Source organism: Kitasatospora sp. GAS1066B (assembly GCF_041262605.1).
GTDB lineage: Bacteria > Actinomycetota > Actinomycetes > Streptomycetales > Streptomycetaceae > Kitasatospora.
Map to the genome: position 1 here is coordinate 46,361 of NZ_JBGCCO010000016.1, position 24,014 is coordinate 70,374.

Here is a 24,014-nt window from a genome sequence, read left to right on the forward strand (position 1 = left end):
GGCTGCCCGGAGCACGAGGCCACAGCGGACCGGCCACAGGACAGCAAACCTGCTCGGGTCGCGGATGTGATGCGCAACAGCAGTGGGCAGGACGGGCGACGCGAACTCTGCGGCGACCGTAGGACAAGGCCCAACCGGGCCGAGGCGGCTGGTAGGTAACCGATGACTGCTTCGCGAGACCAACTGGTTCAGTATGAAGTGGAAATTGTGGACATATTCGAGCTGGTCCGTCGATGGCGGCTGGCGGCAGAGAAGCACTTGTCGCCCACCAAGCAGTCGCTACTGGTGACCTGGAGCGCTTTCGGCACGACGTTCGCCATCACGCGGGTGATCACGCACGGCATTCGCGGGGGGTGGCTGCCCTGGGGCAACGTCTCGGTCGGGACCAAGCATCTGCACCACTACAACTTCGGTATCGGCGTCCTGTCCGGGGTCGGGCTGGTGGCGGTGCGCGGCGACGAACGAGCGATTCGTCATCCACTGGTGGCCGGGGCCTACGGAGCCGGTGCGGCGCTGATCGTGGACGAGTTCGCTCTGCTGCTCGACCTCGAAGACGTCTATTGGGCCAAGGAGGGGCGCAAGAGCGTGGATGCGGCCTTCGGCGTTCTGGCGGCGCTGGGTACCTATCTGACCGCGGTCCCGTTCTGGCATGAGGTGGTCAAGGTCGCCCACCAGCATGTCAAGCACTACCGGCGCGCATGGGTGGGCGGTCGGAGCGAGAATCGTGTAGCGGAATGAGGCCTGCAGTGTCCTGAAGCTGGCCGACGCCCGGGCCGTGGGCGTCGGCCAGCTGCTATGGCCTACGGGTCCGTATGCTGTGTCACTCACCGCGCACGCGGCCATCGTTGCGTGACGCGGCGTCAGTGCCCGCGCTCGTCTACGAGCCGGACGAGTTTGCCGGTGCGTGCATTGACCGCCAACTCCTCGAGGCTCACCCACTCCACCGCCAACGGGTGGATGACGCCGCGCTCCACGTGATCGGTGAACATCGGCCTCTCCACGGCGAGACGCCTGGCGAGGGCGTTCTCGATAGCGCGGCGCGCCTGCTGCGCTGCCACGGCCAGCTCTACCATTTTGGCCGTGTGGGCCAGGCGCAGCACGAGTTCGTCGCGGGCCTCGCGGTGGCGCAGGACCACCTGCACCTCGCTGACGCGCCCTTGCACGTCGCTCTCTTTCACCAGGGTGCGCAAGTCATCCAGGTACAGCGTGACCGGGCCCACCCGTGCTCCCTCTTCAGCGCGTCCCAGCAGTCGCAGTCGGCGCCGGGGGTAGTCCACCCACTGGGCCAGGTCGCCGACGGGGTAGCGGATGATCGGCATCAGGCGCCGCACCAGGTCGGTGGCCACCACCCGCCCGCTCCGGCCCGGCTCCTCGATCGGCTCGCCGGTCTCGGTGTCCAGCAGCTCCACTACCTTGTCAGGGCCGAAGACCTGGTGGACTCGGGTGTCGTTCTCCCGGGCCACAGGGCCGGCCAAGATGCCGGCGTCCACGCTCGCGTACCCGATCGAGCGGACAACGGCTCCGGGAAAGGCCTGGGCCAGCAGGGTGAGCTGGTCGTCGTAGAAGGCCTCGCCACTGAAGAGCAGCAGACGGATCCTCGGCAGTGTGCCGACGGTCTGTGTGACATGCCGGGCCAGGCGGTGCAGGGAGGTGGGGGGCGCGGCGAGCACGGTGGCATCGAAGTCCCGCAGGGCGGCAACCGTGGCCTGCACAGGGGCGGCACCGCCGATCGGCAACTGGACGGTGGGCAGTGACGCCTCCTGGAGGAGGTTCAGAGTGAATACGAAGCTGGAGTAGAGCTCTCCCGCGTAGAAGAGGTTTGCCACACGGTCGCCGGCGCGCAGTCCGGTGGCGGGTAGCCCTTTGGCGAACCGGCGGCTCATCTGGCGCCACTCCGTTCGGGTGTAGAGCGACACTCGTGGTGCCCCGGTGGTCCCGCCGGTCTTGAACACGATCCCGTCGGTATGCGGTGCCGTCAGGACCTGGCTGTGCTGCGGCCCGTGGGCGGCCCAGAACGTCGCGTGGTCGATCAGGGGCAGGGCAGCGAGGTCGTCGATGCCCACTGGAATGTCGGCATACAGTGCTTGGTAGAACGGTGAGTGATCGCGGGCGAACTGGACTAAGTCAGCCACCTGAGGCTTATTCACATGCTTCAACTTCCTTGTCGGATATGGGCAGCCATCAATATCTGTAATCTGCTGCGGTGGTGTCTACTCGCTTACGGTCCGCTGTGGCGTAGGCTTTGGTGGGTGCATGCCCACAGTCTTTCGTCGTAAGAGCTGGTGGCGCATGGCTCCCAGGGCTCGGCAAGTTGCGGGATGTCCGGTCTGCGAGCACCTGAGCCCGCGTATGGCGAGTGGTCGCTGCGGGTCTCTGGTGTCGTGTCGCAGGGCGGGAGCGATGCCGTGGGCGCCTGCGAGGCGGAGTGCGCCGATGCTGAGGTTGCTCCACGGCCAGCCCCGGTCCGCCAGGCGCTTGACTTGTCGCACACCGCCTCGACCCGCCTGGGTGCCCTGCCGGGCCCGACACTGACATGCTTGGCTGGCACGGGTCCGGACGCGCCCGCCTGGGAGATGCGATCCGTCCGCGCCTGATCGCGTCGCATCCCGTGTATCCGTGTGACGAGCGCGTGTGTATTGTGCGCGTTTACCACGCACGCTGAGACGGCGTGGCGCACCACACCGCCATCCCGTCAACGCACTCACAGAGGTGCTCGGGGCCGGGTAGAGGGGCTGTTCAGAGCGTCGGCCCGGGCAAAACGGACCCGGCGTCAGGGTGACACGGCCGAGCCGGGTCGTGGAGGAAGTGCACCGGACCAGAGGGTCCGCCCGATCCCGGGCCGTGGGTGCCTCACGCTCGCCCGGTTTCGTTCAAGCAGCATGGGCGGGCCGCTGCCGAGGGCGACCGGATCGAAGGCGGGCTGGGTGTCCCACGCTCGGACCTGCGTCCCTGCCTTGTGCCCACGGACGTCTCCCCGCACGCCCCGTCGCCGCTACGGTGCCTTCTGGAGGCCCGTCAAGACGGCCCGAATGGTCTCCGCGTACCGGCGGAGACGGTCGGGCAGCTGCCATGCCAGCTCCTGTGCCGCGTCCTGGCTGTCGGATGATGAGGGGCAGGCAGGTGATGAAGCAGCGGGGGCCTGCGCTGCTTGGAGCGCCTCGAGCACGCGCTGTCGGGCCGCCTCGATGCGCACTTCGTCCTCGCGGAGCCCGGTGCCAAGTGACGGCGGCTGAAACCAGAAGCCCATCGGGCCGCCTCCTCGTACGGCCGACGCGTGCGGCCCTTGGCCTGCATCCAGGCAGCTCACCAGCGCTTCGTACGCCTGTTTGGCGTAGGTATTGGACAGGCGTCGGCGTAGGATGTGCCATTCGTTAAGGTCGTTGAGGCGCTGCAGGGCTGTGGGGGCGGCTGCGGTTTGAGGCGAGGGCTGCCTGAGTTCGGCCTCAGCGCGGTGGATCTGTTCGTCGAGGGTGTCAAGCAGAGCTGCTGTGGCGTCCAGGCGCTCCAGGGCGAACGCCAGCCGGGTTGCGGGCGAATGACCTCGTTCCATGCTCAGCTCCACAAGGGTCCGGATCAGGAGTGCTTATCACGCCCCCAATCCGGCGTGCCCATCAGGCATTCCTGGCCCTCTCGATAGGTGCAATCACGCGGCATTGCTGACTTGGTGCGTAAAAATTCATAACGGAGGTGACGTATGATGAGTAGTTACCAAATTGTTTTTATGCGCTTCACTGGCTGCCCGAGCTGCTGGTTCGGCCACCGAGTCTAGGTCAATGCTGCTCACGATGACGTATTTTGGCCCATGGGTCGTTACGTTTCTCGACTCATCCGTCCCAGCTCAGCGCGGCTGCGAGGGCCGGTCGAGCCCCTCCTCGTGCGTCCAGCCCCGATGCCGCTGGTCGACCGGCGTACCTGGGCGCGCGCCTGCTTCTCCTGCGGAGCCTTGACAGCAAGGCGGGTTCCGCCAGGCAGCTGTCTCCGGATCTGCCACTCGGTGATGCTCAGAGAAAGCGGGGGACGGTTGCCGCCCGGAAGAGCCGAGGTGTCCCGCGCTGCGGAGCCAGGCTTCACCGCCTGGCCCTCAGTCACCAAATATCAGGCCTCAGTTGGAGGGCGTGAGCTCAACTCTCGAAGCAGGCAATTGTGGCAGCGGCCACCTGCTGCCGCATCTATGGCTGAGCCCGACCGTCGCCGGGGCGGCGAGCTGCTGGCCCGGTCCTCGTGCTTGTGGGCGTAGGTCGGGCTGATGTCCGAACTAGCCTGCCTCGGACCCGAACTGCTGACGCGTGCTGTGCTCGCTGTGGTGTCCGACGGGACTGGGTGCGCCCGTCGATCGCACGCTCGCTAAACAGGTTGTCCCTTCGCCGGCGTGGCGCTGAATGTGCTGCGGACAGGGATGGTGAGGGGGCGCCCGACACGCTCGATGCGCTGTCGTTCCGGCCTTCGAGCTACCATCCGGGCGCCTGGCGCAGCTAGGCGGGACGTGGAGTGTCCGATGCCAGAATGCCGATCGGCGGCCGGCGTCAATCCGCCGCCCCGTCAAGTGCTAAAGCTTGTCAGGTTTTCCCTGGACAGAGGTCAAGCCTCAGTCAAGTCTGATAATTCTATGGGAAATGTCTGCGTGGCGGGTGGGCGAGTCGGACTGTGCGCCGCCCCAGGCGACCTGCCAGCCCCACAGTCCCACGAGGCCCACCAGCCGTCATTTCTGAGAGGACGTCGCCATGTTCAGTCGCCGAGGCCATCGCCTCCGCCCGCTCACCCCATCCGCCCTGGCCCTGGCCGCGGTCCTCGCCGCACAGGCCGCCACGCCCGCCTCCGCCTCGGTCTCCCGCCCCGTGCGTTCCTTTTCCTCCACCACCCCGCACCTGGACGCCATCCAGCAGACGCTTCATCAAGTCTCCCCTGGCCTCGAAGGATCCGCTTGGCAACGTACCTCGGGCAACAACCTCGATACCACCGCCGGAGATCCGACGGGATGGCTGCTGCAGACCCCCGGCTGCTGGGGTGACGCGACCTGCTCCCAGCGCCCCGGAACCCAACGGCTGCTCGCTAAGACGACCGAGAACATCGCGCATGCGACCCGCACGGTCGACGTCTCCACACTCGCACCTTTCCCCGACGGACCGTTCGAGGACGCGATCGTCACCGGGCTCAAAGCCGCGGCGGAGGCCGGCAGCACGCTCCAGGTCCGCATCCTGGTCGGCGCCGCACCGATCGCCCATGCCACCGTGCTGCCCTCCGCCTACCGCGATGAGCTGGTCAGGAAGTTAGGCCGGGCGGCCGCGCGCATCACGCTCAACGTCGCGTCGATGACCACCGCGAAGACCGCCTTGTCGTGGAACCACTCGAAGCTGCTGGTGGTCGATGGGCGGAGCGTCATCACTGGCGGCATCAACAGCTGGACAGGTGACTACATCAACACCGCGCACCCGGTCACCGACGTTGACCTCGCGCTGGTCGGCCCCGCCGCGTCCTCCGCCGGCGCCTACCTCGACACCCTGTGGACCTGGACCTGCCGGAACACGGGAATCTTCTCGGCCGCCTGGTTCGCCTCCTCCAACGGCGCCGCCTGCCAGCCGACTCTGGAGAAGGACCGCAATCCGACTCCCGCTCCACCCGCAGGCGATGTGCCGGTGATCGCCATCGGAGGACTGGGAGTCGGTATCAAGGACGTCGACCCGACCTCTACCTACCGCCCGCTCCCGCCGCTCGCCACCGACAGTAGGTGCGGCCCGATCACCTTGCACGACAACACCAACCAGGACCGCGACTACGAAACGGTCAACCCCGAGGAGAGCGCCCTGCGCGCGCTGATCGCAAGCGCCACGAGTCACATCGAGATCTCCCAGCAGGACCTCAACGGCCTCTGCCCGCCTTTGCCTCGCTACGACATCCGCCTCTACGACCTGCTCGCCGCCAAGCTCGCCGCTGGGGTGAAGGTCCGCATCGTCGTCAGCACCCCGGACTCCGGCGGCAGCTTCGGCAGCGGGTACTCCAACATGAAGTCGCTGACCGAGATCACCGACCTGCTGCGCAACCGGCTGACCGCCATCACCGCTCACGCGTCGAGTGCGAACGCGGCGATGTGTCAGAACCTGCAGCTCGCTCCGCTGCGCGCGGCTGCGGATCCCACCTGGGCCGACGGTCACTCCTACGCTCTGCACACCAAGCTTGTATCCGTGGACAGTTCGGCCTTCTACATCGGCTCCAAGAACCTCTACCCGGTCTGGCTGCAGGACTTCGGCTACATCGTGGAGGCTCCGGCAGCGGCCTCCCAGCTCGACGCCGTGCTCCTCACGCCCCAGTGGCAGTACTCCCAGGCGGCTGCGACGGTCGACTACAAGCGGGGGATCTGCTCTGCCTGACCTGCTGCGGCCAGGCATCTGTCCACGGGCGGCTTTCCAGGAGAGGGATCGGACTGGTTGTACAGCTTGGTCAGGTGCGCTCCGCCCTGTCCCGGCTTGGGAAAATGGTTATCTGATTGAGGCTTGGGGCATGCAGGGACTCCCACGCCTGCGGGTATGACAGCAGATAGCAAGTGGTGGTCCGGCCGCGCTCCCCACGAGACGACGGCCGGACCGTGCCGCCGGATCGATCGGCTCTGTCGCCGTCTCCCCCACGAGGCAGCGGTCGAGCCGGGCGGTACGCGTCCGGGTCCGGTCGTGATTCCCCCACGGAAGGCGACCGGACCCCCGCCTTTGTTCCGCCCACGGCAACGAGCGCAGCGTACATGCCGGTTTGCCAGGCTGGCTACATGGCGTTGCTGGTTCGTCACTTGCAGCGCTCGCCGTGCGGCTTTGGGTGCCCCTGCGTGGGTGTGCAGCAGCCCGATGTTACGGGCGACGCGCCGCTTGAAGTACCCCCGCTGAGGGCTCTGCTGGCCAATTCACACAGCGAGGGCGAGTGACTGGCGCAGTTCGGTGAGTCGCGAGGTCCAACTGCTGCCGGGTGGGGTTCCGGTGAGCCAGGCGTCTACGCGGACGAGGTTGAGGGCCATCGCGGTGAGGACGTGCTGCAGGTGGACCTTGGCCAGACCTCGGTAGCGGGCGTGGTGGACGTCGCAGCGGTGGGAGGCCTGCGCCATGGTGCCCTCGACGCCGGAGCGGGTGGCGTACTGATCGCGCCAGGCCTCGGTGGCCTGTTCTTCGCGGATGCGACGCTGGGCCTCGAACTGTGGCTGGTCCCGGAAGGTCAGGCCTCGGGCGTTGGTGGCGGGTGCACCAGGGCCGGTCGGGGCAGGGCCCGCAGTCGGGCATTTTGACGGCACCTGGACGATTGGCAGGCCGTCGGCGCTGCTGGCGTCCCTCCAGTTGCGGCTGGCAGCTCCGTTGGGGCAGATGACGTTCTGATGCTCCCAGTCGATGGTGAAGCGGGTGAGGTCGAAGTCCTCGGGGCCGTGGGCCTGCCAGGCGGAGTCCGGAGGCAGCGGGCCGATCCGCTCGACTTCGTGCAGTGCCCGGGCGGCCAGGATGTGGTCGACACTCACGTAGTCGGCGTCGACGAGTTCCTGGTCGGGCAGCCGGCCGGCGTCGGCGAGGTCGCCGTGGCGGCCACCGCTCTGGGCCTCAACCCGCCACCTATCCGGTAGCTGGTGAGCTTGGGTGCTTCAGCGGCCACTGGCCCTGCGGGCTTCGCCAGTTGCTGGTTTTCCCATGCGTCACCTGCCCCGTTCGACCAAGCCCCCGGGCTGTGGGGGAGGCGTGGGCCGGTCTTGCTCGAAAGGCCCGGGGACCGGGAAGTAGTCCTCCAGAAAGGTGGCAACCATCTCGTCCTGCTGGGCCCGCAGCGCTTTTTGCACGGTGCCGTCGTTGAGACAGAAGGTGTCCATGTCCCGTGCCTTGAGCAAGCCGGACAAGTGGTCAATGTTCGTGGAACAGTCCACGTTGACGTGCCGGTGACGGACCTCGCCCCAGGCGACCTGGCGGGCGAGGAAGCCGCAGCTGACCGCCAGGGTGATCGGAGCCAGGTCGCTGGGCGAGCGGAAGACCGAACGGGTGGTCTGGACCAGCTCGGCTGCGAAGGAATCCGCGGTCGCTGCCAGCAGGCTGCGCAGCAGAGGATGGGCGGAGTGGCTCAAGGCGCGGCTGGTCGAGCGGCCGAACTCGCGCTCCACTAGAGCCCTGGTGTTCTTCAGCACAGCCACGTAGTTGTCGTCCTCCGGTGTGGCTGGACCTGGCGGAATGATGCGGGAGTCGAGGTTCACCAGCGGCACGCCGTTTCCTTGGAAGAACTGCTCAGGCTTGACCGGGCGTCCCAAGAACACGTCGTCGTTGAAGTAGAGGAAGTGTTCGCCCAGGCCTGCGATGCGGTGCAGCTGTGACTCGATCGCGTGCGAGTTGAAGACCGGAAGCGCCGTGGGGTCCTGGAAGATCTCGCGGTGCGAGACCACGGTGAGCCCTGGGCGTTCGGCCTGCAGCCAGGTCGGTCGCTGATCGTCGGTGACCAGGTAGATGTGCCGAATCCACGGGGCGTACATCGCGATCGAGCGCAGGCAGTAGCGCAGCTCGTCGCGGTTGCGGAAACGCTCCTCGCGGGCCCCGCAGGGTGGGTGTCCGGACAGCTGGGCCTGAGCCTGGGCCAGGCTGTGGCGCTGGCGCCAGGTCTGGTCGGTGTCGTCGACCCAGGTGACTACCGCGTCCACCGGGAAGGTGACGTCTTCCAGCAGGGGTTGGGTGAATGCTGCCGGCACCGGGTAGTCGCGCTCGCCGATGCGCAGTGTGCTGTCCGATGCCAGGGACGGCAGCCACCAGCCGAACGGCGGCTCATGGATGGCGGCGATGGCTCCGAGCGAAGGCGTGGCCGAGTCCCAAAAATCCAGATCGCAGCCGTGCTCCGGTCCGTAGCCCAGGGTGCGTCTTCCTGTTACCACCGGGCGGTAGATTCGAACGCCCTTCACCTTCACCGCGGGTGCGGGCGGCGCTGTGTTGCCGAGCTCCGGCAACGACTGGTGGGTGGGCGGGGACTCCAGGGCGCGTACGGCTTGTGGCAGGTGCTCGGCCAGTGAGGTGCCCAAGGTGACGTCGTGTCCGAGGAGGTCGGCGTAGACCGGTTGCCCGGCGAAGGCTTTCGCGAGAGCTGCCAGGACCCTGGTGCGCTGTCCCGGGGCGATCACGGCGCAGATCCGGCAGTCCTGCCCAGGCATCGGCGCGAAGCGCAGCCCGGCGGTGGCCAGGACGTCGGCGACTTCGGCGAAGTTGCGCACGAAGACATCCGCGGACAGGAGGTCGTCACGCAGCTCGGCGAGCCGTCCGTCGTGGTGGATCAGCCTGGGGCTGCTCTGCGGCACCTGGGCTTTGCCGTCGCTGCGCAGGTCGTCGTGAGGGTTCGGAGCGCTTGCCCAGCGCGCGCGGATCCTGTTGGCACCTGGCTGGTGCGGTACGGCGGTGTGCGGCCAAAGCCGGCGGATGCACCGAAGGATTGCTCGGCTCACGAGCCGGGCCCGGCGCAGGCGGCGCATCATCTCTCCAGACGGGGGCGTCCTTGCTGTGGGAAAGCAGGAGGTGTGAAGCAGTCTCGGGCCGTGCCAGGGCATCACATGCCTGAGCGCCACAGTGCCGCATCCCGCTCGGCGAGTCGCCTCAGCCTCAGCAGCTGCCTGCGCATCACGAGTAGGTCGCCCCATGCCAGCAGCTGCCTGAAGACGGTGTGCTGCAGCCCGTCCTTCTTCTCGATGTCGAACTTGATGACGAGGCGGGCGGTCTCGTCCTGGGGCTGGACCGTGCAGGTGATCGCCATGCGGCCGTAGCGGCTGCATGTGGGCTCGGGGAGCAGGGCGGTGACTTGCTGGACATCTGTGGGGCCGGCGGTGTCCAAGACCCAGAAGTCGCGCCGCAGGACCAGCGCTGCCAGGCCGACCTTGAGACGTCGCGGTCCCCTGCGCAGAGGGGAGTTGGCCCGGCCGCGGTTGTAGGGGGCGAGTGTCAGCTGTTGGACCCAGTGGAAGACCACCACGGTGGGGGCCCCGATACTCACGGCGCGCGTCCAGCCCTCGTAGGGGGTCGGCACGAGGCCGTCACACGGGTAATGACCGCCTTGCTCGAGTGCGGTAGCTCCCCAGACCCGACCGCGCAGCTCCATCGTGAACCTCCAAGGACGGCTGGGGCGGAGCTTTTCGAGAAAGCCCCGCCCCAGCTGCATGGCGTGTGCCGCGTCAGGAGTCCGCTAAGGGGTGCGACTTGACGTGGCACGGCTGTGGTGAACGCCCAGGTCAGCCCCGGGAGGCGCGACGGCGGCGAAGCAGCGCCAGGCCGCCGACACCGACGCCGGCCGCCGCAGTGGTGCCAGCGCCCACCGCCGGGTCGATGATCGGCGCGCCGGCCGGGCTGATCACGGTGGCGATGTTGCTGTCGTTGCCGTCGTAGTTACCGGTCATCCCACCGTCGTCGCGCCACGAGGTCTCGTACACCGGGGTGCCGTTGGGCAGGTTGCTGGGCACCGTCAGGGTCGCGGAGCCGGTCATGGACAGCAGCTGACCATCGGAGATGCTTCCGGTGCTGGTGGGCGAGCACACCACCTGGGTCGAGCTGGTGATGGTGCAGGTGCCGACCGGGCCGATCGGGGTCCCGTTGTTCTGGAGGGCCACGAGCGATGAAGTCTGGCCCACCGGCCCCAGGGTGGCGCCGTTCAGCGGGGTACCGACGATCACCATCGTCGGGTCGTACTGGCACCCGTTGCTGCTGAAGCAGCTGATGGAGAGGGCGGAGCTGGGGTACGTCCCGGTGAAGGTCGTCGTGCCCGGCTGGAAGATGGTCCCCCCAGGGGTACCCCACCCCCAGTCGCCGGTGGTGGCCGACGCGTTGCCCGCCATGCCCAGCACCAGACCGGCCGCGATAGCACCGGTGGCGCCGATCGCTGCCAGGCCCCGCTGGATGGATTTCATCATGATGTGTGCCTTTCGGGAAAGAAGTGGAACTACTGCTCGGGGAGAGCGCTCAGAGGGGGGTCAATGACGCAACCACCGCCGTTTGTGGGCAAGGTGGGTGACGGATCGTCATTTCACCTGCTGCCATGAGCAGGGGGCGGGTGTTCCCGCTATGACGGCGGGGACACCCGAGCGCCGCCTGCTGTCTCGGGTGTCCCCGCACGCGTGCCCACCCGAGAACGGGGAGTGTCCACCGGCCGCTGCTCAACGCGAACTGCCTGGCCGGCACCCTGGCCCCGGTCGTCGTCTTGGGGACGCGGAGGAACGTTGTCGCCCACGAGACCGAGAGTGGCGAACAGCAGCGGGATGAGCAGAAGGGTGCAGTACACGGTGGGAACCGTCTCCTGGAAGGGGCCGCTGGCGCCGTCGGTGAGGATGACCGCGCAGAAGTGGCCGACCGCGGCTGCGGCGGTGGCGAAGAGCGCTGCCCCCAGGCCGCGCCCGCCGGCGTCCAGGCGCCTGGAGCGCATGATGCGCAGACCCAGGAAAGCCGATCCCAACCACAACGGGGCGTAGACGAGCCAGCGAACCGGCGTGGTCAGCGACAGCGCCAGCGCGACGAACGGGAGCCGGTCCTCCTGTTCGTGCGGGTTACCGTGCCCAAGGGGATAATTGCCCACTGCATCGGGGTCGGGCTGGGTCAGCCTCGCCAGCGAGCGGTCGGCAAGCTTGACCAGTTGCTTGGGATGCAGCGCGTAGTACTGCGCGATCCGCGGCAGGTCGACGTGGTGGCTCAGTGCGGCGTAGCCCGGTGCCCCCGCGACATAGGCGAGCGGGACGCCTGCGTAGCCGGCCAGCGAGGGGTCCCCCCCCAGGCTCTTCAGCGCGCTTGGCGGGCTGGGAGCGGAGGGAAGGATCTCCATAAAGACCTGCCGGTATGCGCTCGTCCCCAGATCGGCGTGCGACTGCTGGCGCTCGAACCCCACCACCGCGGCCGCCAAGGCGGCACACAGCACCAGAGCCGGCACGCGGGAAGCCACACCACGCAGTACCGACACAGCATGGCGACCATCGCAACCGGCCTCGTCATGGTCCTGACGCACAAGCCGTGGGTGCGACAGGCGCACCCCACGCCACAGCATCACCACCACCACACCCACCAGCAGCGCCGGGGACTGCCGCGTGGCCGCCAGTGTCCACAGGGCCACCGCACTCACCGTGAGCAGGCCGCCGACCGTCGCGTACTCGCGCCGGGCCAGTCGCAGCAGGGCGCACAACAGGCCCAGCATCCCCACGATGACGGCCGGCTGCGCGCTGGGGGAGTCGAAGAAGGGGGCGATCGCGGAGTCCATGGTCGCCAACGCCACCATGGACGCCACCGCCACGCGCATCCTCACATGGAACGGCAGTACACAGACGAGCAGGCCGATCAGCACCGCGAAAGCACAGCAGCACAGCAGCGCCAGCACCCGCAGATCCAGTTCGCCTGGCCGACCGAGCAACGCGGTGAACTGCTTGGCCACCACCAGCAGGAGATGCTGCGAACTGGGATACGGGCGGTCACCACCTACCCCGGCACATGCCTCGCCCGCCCAACGGAAAGCACCGAAACGCGGGGCGAAGTAGGCCGACGGGTCGGGCAGGGCCCGGCGGGGCGCCAGGTTCAGGGAGCACATCAGCCCATGGCCACTACCGTCGTCGCCGCGGCCAACCGCTCCGCCGATGAACAGTCGCGCCACCATGGCCACGCCCCAGAACCCAGCTGTCGCCGCCGCCGCACGAGCCACCTGCCACCGCATCGCCGGCACCCGGGGCAGGGGGATCCCCGTCCGGGGGAGCGGGATCCCCATCCGGGGCAGGCGAGGCACCCACCGCGTGGTAGTCGCGCCGGACTGCGGCTCTGGCGCAGTCGCCGGTTGCACGCGCTCTTCAGACATTGATCGTCACCGGTTCCTCTCGGTCGATACCGCGTGCGTCGCCCATCGTCTTGCCGTCCCGCCCGCCCCGTCCGGCGATGGGTTGCCATCACCGCGTCGCCACCCGGCCCAGGCAACGATCGCGACCCGGGAGGCACCGATAGGCACCTGTGGGCCCTTTACCGAGCCACTGGCCATCAGCCCGCCTGCCCGTCAACGGGCTGCTCGGGGGCAGTCGGATCGTCGGTCGGGGCGGCAGGCTTCTCCTCGGCAAAGCCGTGCACACTGCCGGTCACCAGCGTGGTCTGCTTCGCCGGCCCGACCCAGCACGAACCGATGGTGCTCTCGCTGTCCGCAACGCCGTGGGGCGTGTCGACCTCCAGGATGAGGTCCGGGTGCTCGGACAGGGCGGAGCCCATGTATCGCTCGGCCTGAGCGGTGCACACCGCCGTGCCCGCGGCCTGGACGCGTTGCGGCCCTTGGGCGAGTTGGGCACGGCTGAAACCCAGCCACGGAGGAATGAACTCGCGCGAATGATTGCGATCGCACGTCGTTTCCACGTCACCGACCCGGCACCGGCGAAAACGCGCGCCGTCGGCCACGTCGAGCACGTTGTGTACCGGCTCCGAGATGCTCGGCACAGCCGCGCCGTCGACCGGCTGAGGAAGCGCGTCGCACCGCGCAGTGCGCATACCCGCGCGCCACTCGGCCACCGTGGGGAAGAACACCACGACGTCGATCGCGGTGACTCCATCGTAGGGACCCGACCCCAGGTACCGGTTCAGGGCGTCACGCGAGCACAACTGCGCGGACAAGGGCCGCAACTGTACGGGATCGGGCCGCTCGGCCTCCCGCGCGATCGCACCGGTCAGCGAAGCGGTGGCGAAGGTCTCGCTCTGGTGAGCCTGCTCGCACGGCACAGGCAGAGACGTGTCCGACCCCACCGATGGACCCAGCAGCTCCGGCTGCTCCAACTGGTGACAGCTACCCACCTGCCACGATGTCACCAACGGCGCCCGAGGCTCCGACACGCCCAACAGAGCACTCGGCAACGGGCGTGAGCCCATGAGCAGCACAAGCCCGCAGCCTGCGGCCAGACCTGCCATTCGACGCCACACCCGCATGGTTTTGCCCTCCTTCGCCGTGACCGTGACCGAACACCTCCCAAAGACAGGGGGCTCACCGAGCCGCCGTTTACCGCCGCACGCACGAGGTGCCCGGAGCGGGATTCGAACCCGCACGGCCCGTAGGCCAGGGAGGTTTAAGCTCCCGGTGTCTGCCGTTCCACCACCCGGGCGAGAGTGACCAACTGCCCCGCAGACCCCGTTTCCACGGACCACGGCCCACGCGGCGACGCACCCGTCCGGCGGGCTTGCGCTCGCACCGCAGGAATGATTCCGCTAGCAGTAAGTGCCTTGGCAGCGGGATATGACGGCCCGTGCCCTGAACGGCCCAGCCAGAGTTGCCCCCGTCACGGACGTGACCTTGCCTCACCGTCGCGGCCGCCCACCGACCAGACCATGCCCCCACCGGGCCACCCCGCTGCGCCCCGCACGACCGCCCCAGGAGACGGCTCACCCGATGCCGAGGTCCGGATCGACCTGGGCTTGACCACCTACGCCGTGCTGTCGGACGGCACGGTGATCGACAACCCCCGGATCCTGCGCAAGGCGGAGAAGCGGTTGAAGGCCGCGCAGCGGGAGTTGTCCCGCAAGGCCAAGGGGTCGAAGAACCGGGCCAAGGCCCGTGTCAAGGTCGCCAAGGCGCATGCCAAGGTGGCCGACACCCGCAAGGACTGGTTGCATAAGAGGACGACCAGGATCATTCGCGAGAATCAAGCGATCTACCTGGAAGACCTGAACGTGCGCGGCCTGGGGCGTGGCCGCCTGGCCAAGTCCGTGCACGACGCCGGATGGTTTACCTTCCGCCGCATGCTGGAGGAGAAGGCACTCCACTATGGGCGGTGTGTCGGGATCGTGCACCGCTCTTTCCCCTCCTCCCAGCTCTGCTCGGACTGCGGGCACCATGAGGGCCCCAAGCCCCTGGCGGTCCGCACATGGGTGTGTGGTGCGTGTGGGGTGCTACATGACCGTGACCTCAACGCTGCTCGAAACATCCTGGCCGCCGGGCAAGCGGACAGGCTGAATGCCCCCGGAGGGCCGGTCAGACCCGGCGTGGCAATCCCACGCCGGGCACGGCCCGTTGAACGGGGAACCCACCGGAACGCCGGCGATACAGGGCGCAAGCCCCGTGCCGACGGCGCGGCCGAAATCCCCGCGCTCTAGCACGGGGAGGATGTCAAGCGGCTTCTGCCAGGTGATGGCGTGTTGGATCCGCCGGCCCCAGGCAACCGGCCTGCGATGCCCGAGGCGGAAGCGGCGCGAACGGTGGCATGGCACCTTAGGCCCGGCCGAAGACCGCCCGAAGCGGTCACAGCGCACCGGTCCGCCCTCATGGCCCTTGCGGCGGCGCCCCTGGCGAGAGTGGCGGCCGAGCGTGCGGCGACGTTGCCCATGGCGCTGCCGCCGCACCTGCTCAACTGCCCGCAGACACGAATGGGTGAGCGGGCGGCTGCGGGGCGGCGGCTGTGGAAGTTGCCAACAGCCGGGCCCGCACGAATGGCGCCCCTCGGCCTACCCGGCGCTCACGCCCTGCGGCGAAGCAGAGGCACGCCGAGGTCGCGACGCCGTTTGATTCCGGCCCCGCGATGGCGCATACCCGTCATCGGCATCACCACGTGGGATGGCCCCTGTCTCTCAAGGTATGAACAGTCTGCTGCCGTACATACCCGAACAGGCCGCCCGAGCCGCCCGCCCGCCCGCCCACCGGTCAGCTGGGGTCTCCGGTTGGTCTTACGGATCAGACGGGGAAGCCACCGCCTCCACAGCCGTCCGTTGGGCGTTGTGGAGCATCCTGCTCAACGTAGCCATGTGGGCTCTGCAGTTCGCCTTCCAGGACGCAGCGCGGTTCGTGCGGCAGATACTGGGGCTGCCGCACCTTCCGGCAGCGGTCTCGGCCCGTCTCCCCGCTCTGGAGCCGGCGTGCATCATGCTCACCCTGTTGGCGGCCACGACTGCCTGCCTGCTACCCCGGCGCGGTGGTCGGCTCTGGACGGCTGCGCAATCGGTGATCGTGGCCGTCATCGCGGCACTGGGGGTCGTGCCCGTCATGGCCCGCTGATCCGCGAGCGTCGGCTATGCAGGACTGGATCCGCGACTGATCGCGGTGCGCCGGTCTCAGCTTGGTGGTAAAGCGATTCTGAGTGTTGCTTTGGCCCTGCCCGGTGCGCCCTCCGCACTGTGGACCTCAGCTCAGAGGGCCGGTTCTGCTGCTCGACATATTGGCGGATTGTCGACAGCGGAGCTCCGCCAACCTATCTGGCGAAGTACGAGCCGAACTACTGGCGCTGTGCGCGCCAGTAGCCATGTCAGCCATGAGTCGGCAGCCGCCTGATAGCCACACCCAGCACCCCCGGGCGACCCAACCATACGACTGGCTCGATTAACCCAGCTCAGAAGGTAGAGCCACCTGATCCGTGCTCCGGTCGCCGCGGTTTATGGGTGACCGAGGTGGACCGCTGTTGCCCGGGCCCGGGCTTCGTCGGCAGCTTCCCGAGATTGGCCGTGCTGCTGTTGAGGAAGCTGGGGTGCCGCACCAACGGGGTCTTCAGCTTCCCCAGATTCCCCTTCTCCCTGGGCAGTGTCATCTTCTGCGGGGGATCGAATGCTTCGGTGAAACGGAGCTCCTTGTTTCGCGGTTCGGACTTTCCGGGCCCGGCGGGCGGTTCGGCATGGGGGACGGGAGCCTCCTGCTCGTGCGAGCTTGTGGTCGACGTGACGCCCGGGTGTTCTTCTCGGGGGCTGCCTGCGCCGACTGGCGGGACTGCCTGGCCGCTCGCCCCGAGGGACGAGCGTTGCTTCTCCGGTGCAGGCTGGTCCTCCCGTAGGTTCACCTTCCGGTCCTTCTGCTGCTCCGCCCTTGCCACTGCTGTTGCCTCTGCAACTCCCCTGTCAAGTTCCTCGACAGCCTTCCCTCCTTCGGGATCGTTCTTGAAGATGCCGGCGAAGGACTTCCTCAAGCTCTTGCTGTCGCGGACGGCGAACCCCAGGGCGGCGATCTTCTCGATCGGGTCGTTACCAGCCATCCTTAAGTTCTTTTCGAAAGCTCCCAGATTTCTCATGGAGAGACTGGAAAGCTTATCCATGAGTCCGCCGGTCGCCAGCTTCTCGCTGCGACGCTCGGCTTTTCCTGCAACCTTGACCATAATTGGCCGCATGCCATCGGCGACCTTTTCCGCGTCGGCTGCTATTTCAGCCAGGCCGCGTTCGACGTGCAGGCCTTTCGCCACGGTGTCCGCCCGGTTCCTGACTGTTTCGTCGGTGGGCTCAGGCTCGAAGGAGCTGTTGAAGAAAGCCGCGTCGAATTTCAATATCCTTTCCATCTTCCAGTGCAGGTCGCTTGTGCTGATGCCGGATCGTACCGCTCCCCTGATGGAATCTGCCGCCGCGTGAATTTTCCGTAGCGTTGCATTGAAGTGGCCATAGGTTTCTGGGGACGTGATGTGCTTTGAATGCATGACTGCGGAGTATGCTTCGCCTGTTGAGAGCAGAAGGTTCTTGTCGATCTTCTGGGGGACCGGCGGTACTGTTGGGTCAGACATCTGGGCTCCCTGGGAGAAAAGGTTTTATCCTCTCCGAGTGAGGATCTGTGCTCGACCACCCGCTTTGCCGGAAATGGCCGCAAGGCTTGTTGCCGACTGCACTTCCTCCATCTTTTCGTGTGTCCAGAGCCGGAGCATCGGGAAAACCACTCAGGGGCCTACTTGAACCAGAGGACAGCGGCTGGCGGAACCGTGCGGTTCGGCCGTTGCGGGATGCATCATGGGCGGCGCGGGAGGCCCTTGGTGTTTCCGGGCGGGGCGCCCTTTCGATCAGCGATGACCGCTGTAGATCACGATCTACAGCGGTCATCGCTGATCATCCCTGAAGGGGCGGGGCCGGTTGCTGGCATGGGTACGGCCGCCACGATCATGACCGTCTGTGACAAGACCCGAACGCGGCGGCCGTGGAGGCCATGGCGGGCGCAAGAGGTGTGGCGGGCCATTCGCCACACCGGTCGCTCTGGCCACCTCGTGGCCGTGGTCCGTACGAGGTGGCGCATAGAGAAGGACTTCCACGCCGCGAAGTCGCTGACCGGACTCGATCATGGGCGGGTGACCTGCTGGAACTCCTGGATGCGCTGGAGCCTGATCGCCGCCGCTCTCCTGGTCGTGGTCCTCACCGCAGTCACCCCGCCCGAACTGCTCGTTCTGCTCAGGACCGTCGCCCTGCCCGCGCCATGCCGCGACCTGTGCACATCCTGTACTGGTCACGCTGGACACGCCGTCACATAACCGCTCGGTTGCCTGTCACGGCCGCTTGAACGAGATCACCGCAGTCGCCGCCTGATTGTCGACTGCGGAGACCACGATCTACGGCTGCTGTGACAGGCAGGTTGGCGACGGCCCGGGGCGCTGAGTGTGCCGCTGACTACCTCGCGCGGTCAGGGTGCCCGAGGTGGGGATGGGGGCCTTCCAGGCATCGCAATCCGATGCTGCTGCTCTCGTCGTAGCTTTTCCTCCGGTGAGTCATTTGTTGTGTCCTTCGCCGGCGACGGAGTCGCAGATTGGGCTGGTGCTTGGATTCTTTGGAGGGCTCCTTCGAAGCTGCTGATGGCCCTGGTGATACCGTTTTGAACGGTGCGCTGGGAGTTATCTATACTTGTGGAGACAGATTCTTGTGCTCTCTGCATGGCAGCGGTCACCGTCTTGGCGCGTTTCGCAGCAGTCGATTCCGTTTCTTCCGTGTTCCCTTCGGCCTTGCGTTTCTCTCCTGCGGCTTGCGGTGCTGGTGTGGAAGGTACGGGTGCTGCGGGTGCGGGAGGGGCCGGTGCCGCCGGGGGTAGGGGTGCTGCGGGTAGGGGGGCTTGCTGCGGCGCGGCTTGCCTTGCGCTTGCCGCTGGAACCACACTTCTGGTCGGAGTGGGAGCCGCTATGATCACGCGGCCTCGGGCAGTGATGGGCAGCACAGCCACGGGTGGGTCGGAAGTCATGAGATAATTAGCCATGAAGTGCCGCTCTACCTTGTGGGCCTCGCGCTCCATTACGGGACCGTCAGAATACCTCTGATAGGTATCCATCAGCCTTTTATTGATCACTTCCTGAAGGTCGAATAAGCATTTTGAGGTGTTAGTCGTGAATACAGCCGGTCCACTTTGTTCGGCAGCGGCTAAGGCACGGCTTCGGTCTCGGGAGCCTCCCCTCATTTTCGGATTTCGAAGACGCTGTAGTCCGGTATCGACCCATCCCGGCATTACTGCCAGATCCCCCATTAGGCGCCTTCCTCCGGCGCTCTGGTCGCTATCGAAAATTTCGATCGTTTCGACTGTTCGATGCCGCATGTGCTTGGCTTCGAGGTAGTCCCGGTTCGCCTTGTGGAAACGACTTGAGGCCTCTAGCTTCCCTGTGAGGTTGGCATCTGCGAGGAGCGGCGCATCGCTGTTCTGGGCAGACTTCACCGCTCCGATCTCGGAGCTGAATATTTCATCCCCCAGCCGAGCTGCCTCCGCCATTTGGTCGGGTGTCCCGTGCAGGGATCGTGCGCCACGGAGGCCCGAAAGGGAGAACGGGAAGCCGTCGACCAGGGTGAGCAGGCTTCGGAGTTCTCGCTCCGAGGCGTTCGGGCGCTTTTGCTTCCCCGCTATAGCTTCACAGGTGTAATGCTGGAGGTGGGATTCTTCGTGCAGGACGACGGCAGTCGCCCTCAGCACCTGCTCCATCGTCTGCGGCTCCGAAATCGCCGTGCACCTGATCACCCAGGTTGAATAGTCGAAGTTGGCGACTTCTCCATTCGGCAGGTGGCCTGGCGCCTGGACAATAGCAGCCGGTGTGTACCCGCTGGCGGCTAGGTGGTTGTTCGTGTACTCGAGAGCGAGGCGCTGCACGTCGGCCGCCCCCTGGGGGGGAATCAGCCCTGTGGACGGGTCCTGGCGGCTCCTGGCCTCGCTGGAGACATGGGTGTAAAAGCCTCGAAGGAACTCGTCGTTGCCGAGGTATGCCGGTATTTCTGCGGGCCGGGCTGGGCTCGTCATCTACTGCCCCCTTGGCGGCTCTGTACTCTTCTGGCAGTCAGCCGCCTTTTTCTGACGGCTGGCCTGAGGCGGCGCCAGCTGATCGCCGGGCAGCCTGAATAGCCATGGGAATATTGTCCCCCCTTTGCTTGTGTCGGTGGGCCGAGAAGGCGCAGGTTTTTCCGTAGAAGCACCGATCGCAGGGCTTCGGCGCTGGATGCCAGTCCTGCCGCATGCCTTGAGGGATGTCGTCGACGTCGATTGCGGGCAGGCGCTTGGCATGGCTCAAGCAAGCTCGGCGGTATCGCGAGGGCAGAGGCTGAGTTGGGCAGTGGCCACGCACGCCGCGGCGGCCGCCAGGAGCAGTCCGACGCGCATCTGGGCGGTGTCGCTGTCCGGTGTACCCCAAATGGTGGCGGCCAGGGCTGGGCCCAGGGTGAGTCCTAGTCCGCGGGCGAGCTGGATCGGGGAGTTGGCCGCTGCCCACCGCTGGGGCGGCGCAGTGGTCATCGCTAGGCTCTGGGGCGGTCCGAGGCAAAGGCCTGTGCCGAGTCCGGCCAGCGCTATCCGCCAATCGATCTCCGCCAGGGACCAGTTGGCGTCCAGTGGAACGAGCAGTAGCAGGCCGAGCGTGGTTGCGCCTGCTCCGACGACAGCCAACCGGTGGGGGCCGAACCGGTCGGCCAGGTGGTTGCCGAGTGGCCCGGCGATGGCCAGGGCGAGGGCGAACCACAGCGTGGTCAGGTGGGCGCCGGAGCCGTGCCCGCCGCGTCCCAGGTACAGGGTGGCCAGGCTGAGCGTGATGGCGCAGGCTACCGCCAGGGTGAAGGTGGCGGTATAGGGGCCGGCTGATCCTGCTGCGTGCGGCGCCGAAGTGATGGAGCGCCTGCTGTTGTGCCCCGGCCCCATGACGACGAGCACGAGGCCGGCTGCGGGCAGTAGCCAGAGCGGAGAGGCGGGCGAGGAAGCCAGCGCCAGGAGCAGCGCCGTCCCCGCGGAACCGGCCAGGGCGGTTTGGGTGAGCCAGGTCTTCTTGGGTAGGCGTGGCACGCGCCGAGGCGATGTGTCGCGGTCGGTGATCGGCAAGGCAACCAGGCAGAGTGGCACGGTGAGCAGGAGGAGCGCCGGTCGGCCGAGGTGCCGGGCCACCTCGGTTCCTGCAGCGGGTCCCAGGAGCGCCCCGAGCGCTCCGAGGACGGCAGGCACGTTCATCGCGTGCCCGCGCCTGTGGGGCCTGGCCGAGCGAGCCGCCAGTACCGGGGCCCACGCGAACAGCATCGCCCCGAACATGCTCTGGACCAACTGCGCGGCAATCAGCCAGGGCAGGGAGGGAGCAGCAGCTGAGGCCGCTCCGCACAGTGCGAAACCACCGGCCGCGCACCGCGGCGCGCAGCGTGTCCGGCCCTGGTCCAGCCCCCACCGTCGAGTCAGCAGCAGTGCGATGAGCGGAAATTGATAGCCGAGCAGGGCCCACCGGGTGCTCGCGGTACCGGTTGTCTCGGCCAGCGCGGCGGTGGCGATACCTGTGTTGAGCATCGCCGCGAACGACAGTATCCCGGCGGCGGCGACCAGGAGCCGATGGTCCTGGTCGGCCACGGGGTTCCCCTGGGGGCCGGAGGTCTTTGGCCCTGCTCTGTCTTGTCGCGGTGCGAGGTGGGAGGAAGCCAGGTCAGGGTGGGGCATAGTTTTGAATCTCTGGTGCGGGAAGCCGCCAGGTGGCGGCCTTCGTCGGAAAGCAGCCGGCTAGCGATCAGGGGGAGCTGCCGGCCTGGAACAGGGGCGCCAGGCAGGTGTGATGGCTCGACCCGGGCGCCGGGTGTGCACTACGGCCTGGCTGTGCCGAGTGGGTTGCCAGGTGCGCAGGCGCAGGCTGTTGCCTATGACCAGTAGTGAGCTGGCCGACATGGCGAGCGCGGCGATCATGGGGTTGAGCAGTCCTGCCGCGGCCAGTGGGATGAGGGCTGCGTTGTAGCCGAAGGCCCACACGAGGTTGGTGCGGATGGTGGCCGCGGTGCGCCGGGCCAGACGTACCGCGGCCACCAGCAACTCGATGTCGCCGCGCGCCAGAATCACCCCGGCCGCACCGATCACGGCGTTGGTGCCGAAGCCTAGGGCGATGCCGAGATCCGCTGCGGCCAGCGCGATCGCGTCGTTCACCCCGTCTCCCACCACGGCGACCGTGCGCCCGCCCGCCTGCAGCTCCTTCACCAGCTCGGCCTTGCCCTCGGGGGAGGTGCCCGCGTGGATCTCGCTGATGCCCAGCCTCTCGGCGACGGACCTGACGGCACCCAGCCGGTCCCCGGTCGCCAGGATGGTCTCCAGGCCCATGCCGCGCAGCAGGTGCACAGCACGGTAGCTGCTGGGGCGCAGCGCGTCGCCAACCGCGAGGAGGGCGGCCGGCTCCCCGTCCAGCTCCACCGCCACGGGCGTGTGGCCGGCCTCCTCGGCGCGTGTGCGCGCCTCACGCAGAGCCTGGGGTAGGTCGGTGGCGTCGGGGCGGATCACCCGCACCCACGTGCCCTCCACCATGCCCTGGACACCGAGACCGGGTACCATCCGGAACCCCGAGACCGGGGGCAGCGGCAGCCCCGTTGCTGTGGCCAGGGCCTGGCCGAGGGGGTGCTCGGAGGGACGCTCGACGGCGCCGGCCAGTCGTAGCACCTCACCGAGCTCGACCCCGCAGACCACCGCCTGGGAGGCGAGGCGCATCTGGCCGGTCGTCAGGGTTCCGGTCTTGTCCAGGACCACGGTGTCGACGCGGCGCAGGCTCGCCAGCACCTGTGGCCCCCGTACGAGGATGCCGAGTTCCGCTCCGCGCCCGATGGCGGCGAGCAGCGCGGTGGGCGTGGCAAGTCCGATCGCGCAGGGGCAGGCGACCACCAGCACCGCGATCGCGGCTGTCAGCGCCTGCTGGGCCCCGGCCCCGGTGCCCAGCCAGAATCCGAGTACGCAGAGCGAGATGCCCAGCACGAGCGGAACGAACACGCCGGCGACCGTGTCGGCCAGGTGCTGCGCGCGGGCCTTGCCAGCCTGGGCCTGGGCCACCAGGGCAGTGATGCGGGCGAGTTGGGTGTCGGCGCCGATGGCTTCGGCGCGCACCAGGAGTACGCCCTCGAGGTTGAGTGTCCCGCCGCACACCCGGTCGCCGATGCGGGCTGGCACCGGTCTGCTTTCACCGGTCAGCATGCTCGCATCGAGTGTCGAGCTTCCCTGCACCACCACGCCGTCGGTGGCGATCCTCTCGCCCGGTCGCACCACGAACTGCTGGCCTGGCAGCAAGTGTCCGATGGGGATCAGCCGCTCGAGGCCGTCCTCGCTCAACCAGACGTCTTTCGCGCCCAGTTCGGCCAGGGCCCGCAGTGCGGAGCTGCTGCTGGCCCTGGCCCGCCGTTCCAGGAACCTACCGCACAGCACGAACAGCGGCGCCCCCACTGCCGCCTCCAAGTGCAGGTGGGCGCCCGCACCCGGGTCGGCGGAGAGCGAGAACGGCATCCGCATCCCCAGGGTGCCGGCCGCGCCGAACAAGAGCGCGTATGCCGACCAGCCGAAGGAGGCCAGGACGCCCAGGCTCACCAGGGTGTCCTGCGTCGCGGTGGCATGGCGAAGCCCGCGCCAGGCCCGTGTGTGGAAGGTGGAGGATCCGATCGTCACCACGAAAGCGGCCAGCGGGAAGCAGGCCCACTGCCAGCCGCGCAGCTGCAGCGCTGGCACCATCGAGACGGCGATCACCGGTACGGCCGTCACAACGACCAGGAGCAGGCGCAGCTTCTCCTCAGGGTCGTGCGGCGCCTCGGTCGTCGGAGCCGGCTCAATGAGTGCCTGGGCGGTGTACCCCGCGTCCTGCACCGCGGTGACCAGGTCGGCCACGGAGACGGTCGCCGGGTGCAACACCCGCACGCGGCCGGTGACCAGGTTGGCCCCGGCGCTGACACCTGTAAGGCGGCCCAGCTTCTTCTCCAACCGCGACACGCAGGCCGCGCAGGTCATGCCACCCACCTGCAGGTCGGTTGTCACCAGCTGCCGGGGACTGCCAGCCGTGCCTGGTCCAGCGCGAAGGCTCATCGCGCCGCCTGTGCAGACGCCAGCTCCCGCAACCCCATACCCGGCATGTCACCGGTGAGCGGCGTCTG

The 24,014-nt window shown here is 67.7% G+C and carries 15 protein-coding genes and 1 tRNA gene; 4 read left to right on the forward strand and 12 right to left on the reverse strand.

Features of this window, described 5'->3' with window-relative positions:
- Positions 1–207 precede the first annotated feature (207 nt).
- On the forward strand, positions 208–738 hold the full coding sequence (locus ABH937_RS19290; RefSeq protein ID WP_280691444.1) for a hypothetical protein: 531 nt from the start codon (positions 208–210) through the stop codon (positions 736–738).
- 122 nt (positions 739–860) lie between these two features.
- On the opposite strand, the gene ABH937_RS19295 is transcribed toward ABH937_RS19290, so the two are convergent.
- Positions 861–2,147 carry a phenylacetate--CoA ligase family protein gene (locus tag ABH937_RS19295; RefSeq protein ID WP_370218935.1) on the reverse strand — a complete coding sequence of 429 codons (1,287 nt, stop codon included), beginning with the start codon at positions 2,145–2,147 and terminating at the stop codon, positions 861–863.
- Positions 2,148–2,992: 845 nt separating this feature from the next.
- The gene (locus ABH937_RS19300; RefSeq protein ID WP_280691442.1) at positions 2,993–3,550 is read right to left on the reverse strand and encodes a hypothetical protein; all 558 of its coding nucleotides are present in this window, start codon (positions 3,548–3,550) and stop codon (positions 2,993–2,995) included.
- Positions 3,551–4,721: 1,171 nt separating this feature from the next.
- On the opposite strand from ABH937_RS19300, the gene ABH937_RS19305 reads away from it, so the two are divergent.
- A complete protein-coding gene (locus tag ABH937_RS19305) occupies positions 4,722–6,365 on the forward strand; it encodes a phospholipase D-like domain-containing protein (RefSeq protein WP_370218936.1) in 1,644 nt (547 codons plus the stop codon).
- Between the two features lie 521 nt (positions 6,366–6,886).
- Here the strand turns inward: ABH937_RS19305 and ABH937_RS19310 are convergent.
- From ABH937_RS19310 to ABH937_RS19340, 7 genes are all read right to left on the reverse strand, one after another.
- A complete protein-coding gene (locus ABH937_RS19310; protein ID WP_280691440.1) occupies positions 6,887–7,486 on the reverse strand; it encodes a transposase in 600 nt (199 codons plus the stop codon).
- Between the two features lie 171 nt (positions 7,487–7,657).
- Entirely contained in the window at positions 7,658–9,286 is a 1,629-nt protein-coding gene (locus ABH937_RS19315; protein ID WP_370218937.1) for a hypothetical protein, read from the reverse strand.
- Between the two features lie 245 nt (positions 9,287–9,531).
- A complete protein-coding gene (locus tag ABH937_RS19320) occupies positions 9,532–9,972 on the reverse strand; it encodes a hypothetical protein (RefSeq protein ID WP_280691438.1) in 441 nt (146 codons plus the stop codon).
- Positions 9,973–10,207: 235 nt separating this feature from the next.
- Positions 10,208–10,882 carry a hypothetical protein gene (locus tag ABH937_RS19325; protein ID WP_280691437.1) on the reverse strand — a complete coding sequence of 225 codons (675 nt, stop codon included), beginning with the start codon at positions 10,880–10,882 and terminating at the stop codon, positions 10,208–10,210.
- A gap of 149 nt (positions 10,883–11,031) precedes the next feature.
- Positions 11,032–12,603: a hypothetical protein gene (locus ABH937_RS19330; RefSeq protein WP_280691436.1), complete on the reverse strand. Its 1,572-nt coding sequence runs from the start codon at positions 12,601–12,603 to the stop codon at positions 11,032–11,034.
- A 371-nt stretch (positions 12,604–12,974) separates the two neighbouring features.
- Positions 12,975–13,751, reverse strand: a complete 777-nt coding sequence (locus tag ABH937_RS19335) for a septum formation family protein (RefSeq protein WP_280691435.1) — start codon at positions 13,749–13,751, stop codon at positions 12,975–12,977.
- Between the two features lie 240 nt (positions 13,752–13,991).
- Positions 13,992–14,074, reverse strand: a tRNA-Leu gene (locus ABH937_RS19340).
- Positions 14,075–14,297: 223 nt separating this feature from the next.
- On the opposite strand from ABH937_RS19340, the gene ABH937_RS19345 reads away from it, so the two are divergent.
- The gene (locus tag ABH937_RS19345; protein ID WP_370218938.1) at positions 14,298–15,062 is read left to right on the forward strand and encodes an RNA-guided endonuclease TnpB family protein; all 765 of its coding nucleotides are present in this window, start codon (positions 14,298–14,300) and stop codon (positions 15,060–15,062) included.
- A gap of 616 nt (positions 15,063–15,678) precedes the next feature.
- Positions 15,679–15,957 (forward strand): hypothetical protein, encoded by a 279-nt coding sequence (locus ABH937_RS19350; RefSeq protein WP_280691434.1) that lies wholly within the window; start codon positions 15,679–15,681, stop codon positions 15,955–15,957.
- Between the two features lie 331 nt (positions 15,958–16,288).
- On the opposite strand, the gene ABH937_RS19355 is transcribed toward ABH937_RS19350, so the two are convergent.
- The 3 genes from ABH937_RS19355 to ABH937_RS19365 form a co-directional block, all read right to left on the reverse strand.
- Positions 16,289–17,437 (reverse strand): hypothetical protein, encoded by a 1,149-nt coding sequence (locus tag ABH937_RS19355; RefSeq protein ID WP_280691433.1) that lies wholly within the window; start codon positions 17,435–17,437, stop codon positions 16,289–16,291.
- Positions 17,438–20,169: 2,732 nt separating this feature from the next.
- On the reverse strand, positions 20,170–21,480 hold the full coding sequence (locus ABH937_RS19360; protein WP_280691432.1) for an MFS transporter: 1,311 nt from the start codon (positions 21,478–21,480) through the stop codon (positions 20,170–20,172).
- A 147-nt stretch (positions 21,481–21,627) separates the two neighbouring features.
- Positions 21,628–23,946: a heavy metal translocating P-type ATPase gene (locus ABH937_RS19365; RefSeq protein ID WP_370218939.1), complete on the reverse strand. Its 2,319-nt coding sequence runs from the start codon at positions 23,944–23,946 to the stop codon at positions 21,628–21,630.
- Between the last annotated feature and the right edge of the window lie 68 nt (positions 23,947–24,014).